Annotated in this window: 11 protein-coding genes and 1 pseudogene; 3 read left to right on the top strand and 9 right to left on the bottom strand. The window is 67.2% G+C overall.

What is annotated here, in order from left to right:
* Position 1: 1 nt before the first annotated feature.
* Positions 2-874, bottom strand: a complete 873-nt coding sequence (locus AB0I16_RS00180; protein WP_363247005.1) for a P22 phage major capsid protein family protein — start codon at positions 872-874, stop codon at positions 2-4.
* A gap of 2 nt (positions 875-876) precedes the next feature.
* A complete protein-coding gene (locus tag AB0I16_RS00175) occupies positions 877-1,119 on the bottom strand; it encodes a hypothetical protein (protein WP_363247004.1) in 243 nt (80 codons plus the stop codon).
* A gap of 2,394 nt (positions 1,120-3,513) precedes the next feature.
* Here AB0I16_RS00175 and AB0I16_RS00170 point away from each other — a divergent pair.
* On the top strand, positions 3,514-3,588 hold the full coding sequence (locus AB0I16_RS00170) for a hypothetical protein (RefSeq protein WP_363247297.1): 75 nt from the start codon (positions 3,514-3,516) through the stop codon (positions 3,586-3,588).
* A gap of 563 nt (positions 3,589-4,151) precedes the next feature.
* Here the strand turns inward: AB0I16_RS00170 and AB0I16_RS00165 are convergent.
* Positions 4,152-4,577: pseudogene (locus tag AB0I16_RS00165) on the bottom strand (recombinase family protein); the annotation flags it as partial.
* A gap of 230 nt (positions 4,578-4,807) precedes the next feature.
* Between AB0I16_RS00165 and AB0I16_RS00160 the strand changes: the two are divergent.
* Positions 4,808-5,515, top strand: coding sequence for a DsbA family oxidoreductase (locus tag AB0I16_RS00160; RefSeq protein ID WP_363247003.1), 708 nt, complete (start codon positions 4,808-4,810; stop codon positions 5,513-5,515).
* A gap of 22 nt (positions 5,516-5,537) precedes the next feature.
* Positions 5,538-6,599: an aminotransferase class V-fold PLP-dependent enzyme gene (locus AB0I16_RS00155; protein WP_363247002.1), complete on the top strand. Its 1,062-nt coding sequence runs from the start codon at positions 5,538-5,540 to the stop codon at positions 6,597-6,599.
* Between the two features lie 83 nt (positions 6,600-6,682).
* Here the strand turns inward: AB0I16_RS00155 and thpD are convergent, their stop codons facing one another.
* From thpD to AB0I16_RS00125, 6 genes are all read right to left on the bottom strand, one after another.
* The gene (gene thpD / locus AB0I16_RS00150; protein WP_363247001.1) at positions 6,683-7,582 is read right to left on the bottom strand and encodes an ectoine hydroxylase; all 900 of its coding nucleotides are present in this window, start codon (positions 7,580-7,582) and stop codon (positions 6,683-6,685) included.
* 72 nt (positions 7,583-7,654) lie between these two features.
* Positions 7,655-8,059, bottom strand: coding sequence for an ectoine synthase (locus AB0I16_RS00145; RefSeq protein ID WP_062771849.1), 405 nt, complete (start codon positions 8,057-8,059; stop codon positions 7,655-7,657).
* A 53-nt stretch (positions 8,060-8,112) separates the two neighbouring features.
* On the bottom strand, positions 8,113-9,384 hold the full coding sequence (ectB, locus tag AB0I16_RS00140; RefSeq protein WP_363247000.1) for a diaminobutyrate--2-oxoglutarate transaminase: 1,272 nt from the start codon (positions 9,382-9,384) through the stop codon (positions 8,113-8,115).
* A 70-nt stretch (positions 9,385-9,454) separates the two neighbouring features.
* On the bottom strand, positions 9,455-10,006 hold the full coding sequence (ectA, locus tag AB0I16_RS00135; RefSeq protein WP_363246999.1) for a diaminobutyrate acetyltransferase: 552 nt from the start codon (positions 10,004-10,006) through the stop codon (positions 9,455-9,457).
* Positions 10,007-10,438: 432 nt separating this feature from the next.
* Positions 10,439-10,966, bottom strand: coding sequence for a DinB family protein (locus tag AB0I16_RS00130; protein WP_363246998.1), 528 nt, complete (start codon positions 10,964-10,966; stop codon positions 10,439-10,441).
* Between the two features lie 78 nt (positions 10,967-11,044).
* Positions 11,045-12,145: an aminotransferase class V-fold PLP-dependent enzyme gene (locus AB0I16_RS00125; protein WP_363247296.1), complete on the bottom strand. Its 1,101-nt coding sequence runs from the start codon at positions 12,143-12,145 to the stop codon at positions 11,045-11,047.
* Positions 12,146-12,301: the final 156 nt, after the last annotated feature.

Below are 12,301 nucleotides of genomic sequence, written 5' to 3'. Positions count from 1 at the left end.
CTCACGCAGCCGGAACGAACTTGAGGCCGACCGCGCGCTGTGCGTCAAGGACAGTCGCACCCACGAACGCCTCAACGACGCTCATTTCCGTACGGGTCTCGCCGTTGAAGGAGACGAACCAAGTCATTGCGTAACCCTGGCCGTCATCGTCCGTGGCCGACGCGCCGGAAACCGACTCAGGCTTAGCCGGTGCCTTCATAGCAGCGGCGAAAGCCTCACGGGTCATGGCAACAGCGCCATCGGTGATGAATGGCGACATGTAAACGTCGAATCCATGCAGGCGGCCCACAATGGCGTCACGGAGAGCGGACGGCGAACCGGCCGAATCAACAGCGCTTAGGTTCGGGTCCATGAGTAGCGCACGCTTTACGTTCGGGCTCACTACCAGGACGCGCGACTTAGCGCCGACCTTGCGGGTGTCGAGAATTTCGCCAGCCTCGGTGATCGCGTCACGTGGGTTGGCCGGATCGATCGTCAGCGTGGCACCGGCAATAACCGGCTGCATCACGGTGGCAATCTCCTCTTCGATCATCTCGGCCACACCGGCAACCTGCGGCATAAGAACCTGCGCCGAGAAATTCTCAACCTCAAGCGTCATGTCCTTGGCGGTCAGCTCTAGCGGCTGCATCGCGTGCGTGTTGAGCGTGACGGAAACCGTCTGCTCATTCAGCGGCGTACTGATAGCCGAGGTGGAGCCGGTGAACTTGGAAGCCTGGAGAATGCGCGGAATGCGAACACTCACCGTGTCGCCCCGACCGCCGATGAAATCGGACTCGGCGTCACGGAATACGAGACGACCTAGAACTAGCTCGGCCTTGAGTAGTGATGCTGCATTCTTGGCTACGACGTGGCTTACGGCAAAGATGTTGGCCATTGTCAGACCTCCTCAGAAAGAACGGTGTTGACCGGCTGCGTCTTGCGGTAGTCGGTCACGATGTTGAGAACAGCGATGAGGCCGTTGACCGACTCGCGTACGTCGTCGCCGGTTACTAGACCGTCGCAAAGCAGCTCAACCGCGAATAGGCGGTGAGAGTCGAGAACGGCGTACGGGTCATCTACAGCGCCCGTGCGGTACTGATGAAAGGCATACTGTGCGTCTGCCTTGAGTTCTGGAGACAAGGGAATTCCAATCAAAATGAAACGCCCCCTGGCAGTCGCAATGACCGCCAGGGGGCGTTACCAACTAACCGCGCTACTTCTATAGGACGGACCGGTTAACCCCCCCGGCCCATAGTCATAAGTAAGCGTCTACGCGGCGCTTGATTCAGCCGCACGCTTACGCCGTGCCCACTCGCGCTTACGGGAACGCTCCCGCTCCAACTTGCATCCGTCGCATATCTGCGGCCAGCGCCGAGACGAGACAGCGGGACGGCTCACCGTGAATTCGTGACTGCACTCGCGGCATGTCCCGGTGAACTGCTTACGCCCCCCGCTCATCTCAACCCAACCGGTCGATACGGCCCACGACTTGGACACAGCGGCCGTCTGAGCGGCACGCCGGACAGCGAGGCGGGTAAGGCGCTCTGCGGCGCTGTCCAGCTCCCACAGGGGCCGCCAGGGGTCATCCATCGCGTCACGCAGCGAACGGGCCTCAGACGCCCTCACAGCGACTTCGGGGTACGGCTGCGATGCGTCGGCCCACCGGCCCCGCTCACGGCGCAACTCCGCCTCGGCCTCGGCTGGTAGGTCGCGGACGATGTACCCGGATTCTTCAATCGCGGACTTTGCCGACATGGCCGACGGGTCGTATTCGATTCCTAGTAGCGACGCTGCGGCGGCCCAATCTGGGGCAGGCAGGAAAGACATGCAATTCCTCCAATAAGAAAACCCCCATATCCAGGCCGGCTGGGGGTAAGTGAATTCGGGCAGATTGGTCACCCCTTAACGTTGAGGGGTGGTCGCTAGGGGAGGGTTACGCGGAATCCCCAAGGGCCCTTAGCGCCCCTGGGGCCGAATCGGCCGTCTCGTCCGAGTAGCTGCCGAGCAAGTGCAAGGAATGCGCGCTGGCCGATAGCGGCGTCGGGGCACGTCGCACGGAATGCGGCGAGCAAGTCAGCGCGAGAGGTGAAACCGGCTGCCGACTGCGCGCACTGCGAGAGCCAGCGTTCCGGGGTCATGCCGGATTCTTGGCGGAACGTGGGTTCACCCGAGAGGATTTCCTTTAGGTCGCGCACGACTGGTGCCGACAGATAGCGGATGGACTCGCCTAGGTCGTGCCAACTCTTGAGGCGGCCACCATCGAGAGACAGCGGGTAGCCGTCCGGGCGCATGGGCAAGTCCGGGAGGCCGTAGGAAGCGGGGCCGTTCGTGTCAATGGCGTACAGGTACTCGGCCATGCGGGGACGCCACAGCGCAGGATCTAGCGGGGCGGAATTGGCGTCAATCCAACCAGCCTTAGCGCTGGACCACATGACGGGCGGGGGCTCCGTAGCGGCAATGCGCGTCAGGATGCGGGAAACCTCGGGAATGTCACTGGTTCGGATTCGGTGGACCATGAGAAAGCGACTCCTTATAGCGCTGTTGAGCAAGGATGTAGCAGGAAGTAGGCACACCGGAAGCTAGAAACACATAGAGAGAACTCCCTGCTGACCAGGGGGTATGCAAGTCATGCAAGTAACCCTTGCGGTTTGGGACCGGCCTTAGAGGTGCGTTGGTGCGGGAACGACACTCGACACACGCACGGCAAGCTGTGCAAGAAGCGGAGTTGTGTTTCTTGCACGAAACAAGGAACACAACGGCCCCCGGTGCATAGCCGGGGGCCGGAAAGGGTGTTGCTCACCTCTGGTATTCAGAGATCGTGCGGGTTGCGCGGTGGTCTCGCTGTGTAGGGAGGAGTGATCCGCTAAAGCGTCGCGCCACGGGCCCCGAGGTGAGCCGGTTAAGCCGGGCCATGCCTGACGGTGCGCCAGAGAACGGCTGTACGGCCGTCTGCGGGCATGGGAAAGGCGCGGCGGAGGGTTTCCCGCCGGGCCCCTTAGAGTGCCTTACGTGGCCGTCTAGCTGTTCCGCTCCCGCGTTTTGTCGGCGTGCCTCGCTCCCGCTACAAACGCCGCTCCCTTTGCCGGGTCGCTGGCCTCCCGCCAATGGAACGTGAGGCGGTCAGCGGCGGGTACTCGGTGCCCCCGACCCTTGGACGGCGCGAGGACGATTCCCTTGTCTGTCAGCGCGGCTCGGAGCAATGCCCGTTGTCCGGCGATTCCGGCCCCGTTCCACAGCGCGGCCAGTGTCTCGGGCTCCGTGAGCGGAGTGAGGTCCGCTTCCCGCGTCAGTTCGGCAAGTTCGGCTTTAAGGCTTTCAATCTGTGCGTCAATCTCCCGCTGTAGGCTCTCGTACTCCGCTTCACTCATCCGGCCAGCAACGATGAACATTTTTCTGAGTTTCATTTCACGCTCTACCGCCGACTCAAGGGAGGCAGTTACTTGCGCCTTACGCGCTTCCTTTTCCGGGTCCTTGTAGGCCAGCCACTCACGGGCGATTTCGTGAAGCGTGGCGGACTCGGGGGACAGGCTCAGAATGTGGCCGAACCATGCTTGCGTTACGGCATCGTCGGCCCGCTCGCGCCCGATGGAAACGCCCTCGCAGATGTGAGCCCCCTCGTTGGTCCGGGCGTAGCAGCGGTAAGCGGGTCCGCTGCTGACTTCCTTTGCACTACAGCGACCGCAGTACATGTTGCCCGACAGGAGATTGGATATCTCCCGCTTCCCGCGTTCGCGGTTTCCTACCGGCCCGTTCTTCTGCGCGCGGCTTGCGAGAATGGCTTTGATCTTGACGTGTTCTGCGAACGTGATCACGCCCTCACCGCAGGGAATCGTGATGCCGTTCTTGTTCAGCAGCGGAGTCCCGCCCCGGTGATACTTCCCGTGCCATTGGCCGTTCTTGTCGAGCATCCTTTCCCGCTGTGCGACGAGTCCGGCCCAAGTAACAGCGTGGGCAAGCGCGATGATTCCGGTTGCCTGCCAATTGCGGCCGTGGCGAGTCTTCAAGCCTTCCTCGTTGAGAGTGGCAGCGATCCATGCCGGAGTTTTTCGGTCCAACAGATACTCAGCAATCCGCCGGGCGGTCCGGTATTCCTCGGGGTGATGCTCTAGGCGTCCCTCACCCTTCACAGCGCGCAGACCGTAGGGCGTTACTCCACCGGTCCATTTGCCGTCTGCCTTGTGGGAATCCATCCCCAGCTTCACGAAATCGCCAAGGTCTTTCACTTGGTCGCGGGCCTGCTCACTCAGGAACGCGAGCACGGTACGGGAGGTGCGAGAGTCCAGCCCCTCGGACACGACGAAAATGTATGCGCCTTGCTCCTCGAACGTGTCGAGCAAGAGGCCGACTTGACCCATGCCACGGCGGGAAAGGCGAGAGGTCTTGTAGACGTAAAGCGCTTTGGATAGTCCAGCTTCCGTGACGGCCGCTGTTGCCTTTTCGAATTCCTCGCGCCGGATGTAGCTCTTGCTTGCGCTCTTTTGCTCGAACCAGACGTGGCGGATGCGCTTGCTTTCCCTGGCAGCGTGCGCGCACATGCGGCGGACTTGCTCTTTGAGCGCGCTAAGGGAGTCCTTTTTCTTGGAGCGGCGGACGTACATTTCCGCCAGGTCTGCGGGGGAACCTATGGCCGGTTCCCAGAGGCCAAGCTCTTTGAGTTCGTCGTCCTCGAAACCGAGGGAACGCAACGCCGGGTAGTCGTCGCGGTGCATCTGTCTTGGTCCAATCTCCGAAGTCGGACCGCGCGTGACTGGGACGGCCCTCCCCTTCCGCGAGCGAGTAGCTAGCGCGGGAGAGGGAGACGAACCGAAAACCCCAGGTCAGTGCGGTTATGGCTTCGTTGGTCCATGCCTGCCCCTGGTGCTACGTGGGCAAGGCCCGCTTCGAGAAGGCGCTCGCCGCCTTCCCGCACCGCGACGCGGTGGAGGTCGTGCACCGGTCCTTCGAACTGGACCCCCATCGCGCCAAGGGCGACACCGGGCAGGTCCTTCCGATGCTCATGAACAAGTACGGCATGACCGAGGAGCAGGCCCGCGAGGGCGAGCGGCGCCTCGGGGAGAACGCCGCCGCGGAGGGCCTCGACTACCGCACCGAGGGCCGCGACCACGGCAGCACCTTCGACATGCACCGCGTGCTGCACCTCGCCAAGGAGCGGGGCAGGCAGGACGAGCTGCTCGGCCTGCTCTACCGGGCGAACTTCGCCGAGGAGCGGTCCGTCTTCGCCGATGACGAGCGGGTCGTGGAGCTCGCCGTCGAGTCGGGCCTCGACGAGGCCGAGGTGCGCGCCGTCCTCGCCGACCCCGACGCGTACGCCGACGACGTCCGCACCGACGAGCGCGAGGCCGCCGAGCTGGGGGCGAACGGCGTGCCGTTCTTCGTGCTCGACCGCACGTACGGCGTCTCCGGCGCCCAGCCCGCCGAGGTGTTCACCCAGGCCCTCGAACAGGCGTGGGGCAGCCGTTCGCCGCTGACCACCCTCGCGGACGCCGGCGACGGCGAGGCGTGCGGCCCCGACGGATGCGCGGTTCCGCGGGCCTGACCCGGCGCCGTAGGTTGATCCCATGACTTCCACGGGGATCAGCCACCACGCCGGCGCCGAGTTCGCGCCGGAGACGACCTTCCTCAACACCGCGGTCCGCGGCCTGCTGCCGCGCCGCGCCGTCGAGGCCGTACAGGCCCTGACGGCGGAGCTCGTCTCCGGCCGGCGGAGCGGCTCGGGCGACTTCGCCACCGTCGACGAGGCCCGCGCCTCCTTCGCCCGTCTCGCCGGCGTGGACCCCTCGCGCGTGGCGACGGGCGGCTCGGTCGCTGTGCACGTCGGCCTCGTCGCGGCGTCCCTCCCCGCGGGCGCCGAAGTGCTCTTCCCCGAAGGCGACTTCTCCTCCCTGATCAACCCCTTCGTGCTGCGCGGCGACCTGAAGCCGCGGTTCGCGCCGCTGGACGAGCTGGCCGACGCGATACGGCCGGAGACGGCGCTCGTGGCGTTCTCCACCGTGCAGTCCGCCGACGGGCGTACGGCGGACTGCGCGGCGATCCGCGAGGCCGCGGCGGCCCACGGCGCGCGCACCCTGGCCGACACCACGCAGTCGGCGGGCTGGCTGCCGTTCGACGCGGGCGCGTACGACTACTCCGTGACCGGCGCCTTCAAGTGGCTGCTCTGCCCGCGCGGCACGTCCTTCCTGACGGTCGGCGAGGCGGCGCAGGAGTCCCTGGTTCCGCTGCACGGCGGCTGGCTGGCCGCGGCCGACTCCTGGAACTCGACCTACGGCCCGATCGGCGAGGTCGTCCCCGACGCCCGCCGGTTCGACGAGCCGCCCGCCTTCCTCGCCTACCACGGGGCCGCGGCGGCGCTCGCCCTCATCGAGGAGATCGGCGTCGACGCCATCCACCGCCACGACCTGGCCCTCGCAGCCCGCTACCGCGCGGGCCTCGCCGGCCTCGGCCACGCGCCCGTGCCGGGTACGTCGCCCATCGTCTCGGTACCGGGACTCGCCGACCGCGAGCCGGAGCTGGCCCGCGCGGGCATCGTCGTCGCGGCCCGCGCGGGACACCTGCGGGCCACGTTCCACCTGTACAACACCGAGGCGGACGTGGACCGGCTCCTCGACGTGCTGGCGGGCTGAGCCGAACGGGGAGCGGCCCGGCACCCACGAGGGGTGCCGGGCCGCTCCCCGGGCACGTCGGGCCGGGCGGACCCGACCCCCGGTCACCTGACCGGGGTGAAGTCCCGCGCGCCGATGAACTCGGGCCTGCGGACCGGTGCCGCGAACGGCTCCACCGCGGTGTTCTCCACGCTGTTGAAGACGATGAAGACGTTGGACCGCGGGTACGGGGTGATGTTGTCCCCGGAGCCGTGCATGGCGTTGCAGTCGAACCACGTGGCCGAACCGGCCTCGCCCGTGAAGAGGCGGATGCCGTGGTCGGACGCGAGGTGGGTCAGCGTCTCGTTCGACGGGATGCCCGCGTCCTGCATCTGCAGCGACCGCTTGTAGTTGTCCTTCGGAGTGGCGCCCGCGCAGCCGAGGAACGTCTTGTGCGACCCCGGCATGATCATGAGACCGCCGTTGGTGTCGTGGTTCTTCGTCAGGGCGATCGACACCGATACGGTCCGCATGTTCGGCAGGCCGTCCTCCGCGTGCCAGGTCTCGAAGTCGGAGTGCCAGTAGAACCCGGTGGCCCCGAAGCCCGGCTTCACGTTGATCCGTGACTGGTGCACGTACACGTCGGACCCGAGGATCTGCCGGGCCCGGCCCACCACGCGCGGATCGGCTGCCAGCTTGCCGAACAGCTCACTGATCTTGTGCACCTCGAACAGGGAGCGGATCTCCTGCGAGCGGGGCTCGACGATGGAACGCTCGTCGGCGCGCATCGCCGGATCGTTGACGAGCCGCTCCAGCTCGGCGTGGTAGACGCCCACTTCGTCCGGGGTGATCAGCTGGTCGATGGCCAGAAAACCGTCCCGCTCGAACCCCGCCAGATCCCCGGCCGAGATCGGCCCTTCGGCACCCGGCTCGGACCACACGACGGGGTCCTTGCGTTCGATGAGCACCTCTTCGGCGCCTCGGGTCGGGTACAGGTCTGTGGTGCGTTCGGGTGCGGTGGTCATGGTGTTGCCTGCCTCTCCTCTCGTACGGCCCTGTGCGGGATATCAGCCGGCCGCGACCGACTCACGCGGCTCTCAGGCCTCGTCCGGCTCCGTGAGCAGCGGGTACACGCCGTTCTCGTCGTGGTCCTCACGACCCGTGACGGGCGGGTTGAAGACACAGATGCAGTGGAAGTCCTCCTTGATCCGCATCGTGTGCTTCTCGTGCCCGTCGAGCAGGTACATGGTCCCCGGTGTGATCGTGTACTTCTCGCCGGTCGTGTCGTCGGTCAGCTCGGCCTCGCCCTTGGTGCAGACGACGGCCTCGATGTGGTTGGCGTACCACATCGACGTCTCGGTCCCCGCGTACAGGATGGTCTCGTGCACCGAGAAGCCCACCCGCTCCTTGGCGAGGACGATGCGCTTGCTCTCCCAGGTGCCCGACGCGGCCTTCACGTGCCGGTCGGTGCCTTCAATGTCCTTGAACGAACGGACGATCACGGTGTTCTGGTTCCTTTTCTCTTACGGGGTGAGGGACTCGGTCAGGCGCCGGGTCAGGCGGTCTCGCGTACCGCGCGGGCCAGCGTGCGCAGCCCCTCGTCCAGCTCCTCCGAGGTGATCGTCAGCGCCGGCAGGAGCTTGACGACCTCGCCCTCGGGGCCGGAGGTCTCGATGAGCAGGCCCAGTTCGAAGGCCCGCTTCGCCACGGCGCTCGCGCGGTCCTTGTCCAGGAACTCGATGCCCCAGACCAGGCCGCGGCCGCGGAACTCCTTGATGTCCGCGCGGTTCTCCTCGACGATCGAGGCCAGCACCTGCTCGACCTGCTCGCCGCGGGCGCGGGTCTGCTTCTCCATGGCGGAGCCGTCGGTCCAGTAGGCCTCAAGGGCGGCGGCGGCCGTGACGAACGCCGGGTTGTTGCCGCGGAAGGTGCCGTTGTGCTCGCCCGGCTCCCACACGTCGAGCTCCGGCTTGAACAGGCAGAGCGACATGGGCAGGCCGTAGCCGCTGATGGACTTCGACACCGTCACGATGTCCGGCGTGATGCCCGCCTCCTCGAAGGAGAAGAACGCGCCGGTGCGGCCGCAGCCCATCTGGATGTCGTCGACGATCAGGAGCATGTCCCAGCGCTCGCACACGTCGGCGAGCTTGCGCAGCCACTCGGCGCGGGCGACGTTGATGCCGCCCTCGCCCTGCACCGTCTCCACGATGACGGCGGCGGGCTGGTTGAGACCGGAGCCCTGGTCCTCCAGGAGCCGCTCGAACCAGATGAAGTCCGGGGTCTGCCCGTCGAGGTAGTTGTCGAAGGGCATCGGCGTGCCGTGCACCAGCGGGATGCCGGCGCCCGCCCGCTTGAAGGCGTTGCCGGTCACCGCGAGCGAGCCGAGCGACATGCCGTGGAAGGCGTTCGTGAACGACACGATCGACTCGCGGCCCTTGACCTTGCGGGCCAGCTTCAGCGCCGACTCCACGGCGTTGGTGCCCGTCGGGCCCGGGAACATGACCTTGTAGGGAAGGTCGCGCGGGCGCAGGATGATGTTCTGGAACGATTCGAGGAAGGCGCGCTTGGCGGTCGTCGACATGTCGAGCCCGTGCGCGATGCCGTCGCGCTCCAGGTAGTCGATGAGCGCGCGTTTCAGGACCGGGTTGTTGTGGCCGTAGTTGAGCGAACCGGCTCCGGCGAAGAAGTCGAGGTACTCGTGGCCGTCCTCGTCGAACATGCGGCTGCCCTGCGCGCGGTCGAAGACCGTAGGCCAACCGCGGCAGTAGCTGCGCACCTCCGACTCCAGGGTCTCGAAGACGCTCAGGTCGGGCTGGGTGATGGTCACAGCGGATCTCCTGGGAGATGGAAAGACGTGGGAGTGGGGGGTTGCGGACATGCGGGGGGAGCGAAACCGGTCAGTGGCCGATCGGCCCGATGCGGTAGAGCACCTCTGGCTCGTGCCCGTCATCGGGGAAAAGACCCGCGTCGAAGAGGATCTTCCGCTCGACCGCCGCGCCGTGGCGCCGCGCGTAGGAGAGGAACAGCCGCTCGGAAGCGGTGTTCCCCGGCGTGATGGTCGTCTCGATGGTGGTCAGCGTGTGCGCGGCGGCGACCTTCGCGGTCAGCCCGTCGAGCAGGGCGCCGGCCAGACCGCGGCCGCGCTGTGCGTGATCGACGGCAACCTGCCAGACCAGCAGGGTGTCCGGGCGCTCGGGCCGGAAGTAGCCGGTGATGAAACCGACCGGCTCCCCGTCGGCGCCCCGGGCCACCACGGAGGTTTCCGCGAAGTCGCGGCACCACAGCAGGTAGCTGTACGAGGAGTTGAGGTCGAGCACCTTGGAGTCGCGGGCGATCCGCCAGATCGCGGCGCCGTCGGCGACGGCGGGGCTGTCGATGCGCAACCCCTCGGGCATTTCCAGGAATTTCGCTTGCAGGTCGGTCGGTAGATCGGCTTGTGCAGCGGTCATGCGGATTGAATTTACCGAGCAATTTCTCGGATTGCATCGGGGAAGGGGGTTACACAAGCGCGGATCATGTGTTATCACGCGGGGGTGCGCGCACGCATGAAGTCACGGGCTTTTGTCTTGATTTGGCCGGGTTATAGCGGACAAAACGCCCGCGATGTGGAGTACGTCACAGAGCTGCAACCTCTGGCGAACGCGTCCGGATTGCGGTGTTTTACGCTGTCGAAATCTTAGTGTTTAGGTCCCGGGAAAGCGGGCAGAAGAATACGGGAAGCTGTGCTGATAAAGAATTCATGAGAATGTGCGGGTGAATTGGCGGAAGGGGTGCGGAGAGCGCTGCAATAGAACACCCGATTCCGATTCCGGCCCCGCTTATCGGTCGCGGCCGGCGCTCCGGGTGCCCTCATGTCCCCCTCATGTTCCTGCATGTCCCCCTCACGTTCCTGTCACGCCGTCGATGCGTTCCCTGATCAGATCCGCGTGGCCGTTGTGGCGCGCGTACTCCTCGATGAGGTGCACCAGGATCCAGCGCAGGCTGACCACGCTCTCGCCGCCGGTGACCGCCGTCTGCTCGGGGTCGAGCAGGCCCGTTTCGTCCAGGCCGCGCCCCGCGCAGATCTCCCGGCTCACGGCGACCTCGCGCTCCCACACCGCGAGCACGTCGGCGAACGTCCGCGACCTGTCCACGGCGAACCCGCCGGGCGGCATCCCGTACAGCAGCGGGACGTCACGCCCGGCGAACACCCGCTGGAACCAGTTCCGCTCGACCTCGGCCAGGTGCTGCACCAGCCCGAACAGCGAGAGCGTGGACGGCTCCACCGGGGTGCGCAGTGTCTGCTCGTCGTCGAGCCCCGCGCACTTCACGGCCAGCGTGGCGCGGTGCAGATCGAGCCAAGCGGCCAGCATGGCCGGCTCGTCGGCGGTCAGCGGAGGAATGCGGCGTCCGTCCGGCAACGTGGTCATGCCCGGCACGCTGCCATGCGGGAGCGCTCCGGGGGAAGGGGCCCCGGCGCGCTTTCGCAGCGCGGGGGCCGTCGCCGGTCAGTTCCAGGCGTCCGTCACCGCACGCCGGGCCGCCTCCAGGTCCACGGAGAGACCGGCCTCGCCCATGGCGGCGCCGAGCGCGGCCAGCGAGGCGTGGACGACGCCGCGGGTGGCGTCGGGCCCGTAGTGGTTGACCCTGATCATCTCCTTGGCGAGGGCACCGCCCCCGGCGACCAGCGGAAGCACCGGGTCGGCGGCGAGCGCCGCGGCGACGAGAGCCGAGGCGTCGACGCCCTCGGGCGCGCGCAGCGTGGTGGCGACCGGAGCCGCGTCGGCGGCCTCGTGCACGTACGGGCGCAGCCCGCCGCCCAGCGCGAGCGCGCCCGCGCGGGTCGCCGCGGCGGCAGTGGCGTGCCGCGCCATCAGGGCGTCGAGGCCCTCCGTCTCGATGCGCTCCACGCACGCTTCGAGCGCCAGCATCTCCAGCTGCGCGGGCGCGTGCAGCAGGGCCTTGCGCCCGGCGTCGATCCAGCGCTCCTTCCAGTCCAGGAGGGAGAGGTAGGAACGGCGGGGCGCCCGCGGGTTCGCGGCGATCCGCTGCCAGGCCCGCTCGCTCACCGACACCGCGGAGACGCCGGCCGGGCCGCCCATCGCCTTCTGGGCGCCGATCACGCACAGGTCCACGCCCCACGCGTCCGGGAGCAGCGGCTCGGCGGCCACCGAGGCGACCGCGTCCAGCATGAACAGGGCGCCGTGCTCGCGCACGACCGCGCCGATCTCCGCGACGGGGTTGGTGTTGCCGGTGGCGGCCTCCGCGTGCACCAGCGAGACGAAGTCGATCTCCGGGCGCTCGGCGAGGGCCCGGCGCACCTGCTCGGCGGTGACGGCGGTGTGGAACGGCACGGCGAGGTCGACGACGTCCGCGCCGCAGTCCCGCAGCCAGTTCCCGAAGGTCTGCCCGTACGGGCCCGTGACCACGTTCAGCGCGGTCGTGCCGGGCCGCGCCGCGGAGCGGATGCACCCCTCAAGGGGCAGCAGGGCCTCGCCCTGCATGATCACGACGTCCTGTTCGGTGCCGAGCAGCCGGGCGACGCGCGCCTCGATGGCGGCGAAGTGCCGGGCGCTCAGCGGGGCCAGGTCCAGAAAGGGGTGCGTCACAGTACTGCTCACGTCACTGCTCACTTCGCTCACGAGTTCGTCCGGCTGCGGTGCACGAGCCTACCGACCGCCGCATACGGTGCGTTCCCGACGCCCCGCAGCGGGGCTTCCCTGCGCCCCGTACCGCCCGTCGGCACCGCCTCCTAAGCTGCTGCC

Source organism: Streptomyces sp. NPDC050703, from assembly GCF_040654435.1.
Lineage (GTDB): Bacteria > Actinomycetota > Actinomycetes > Streptomycetales > Streptomycetaceae > Streptomyces.
Note: the sequence above shows the minus strand (reverse complement) of the source record. Positions and strands in the feature narration are given on the sequence as shown.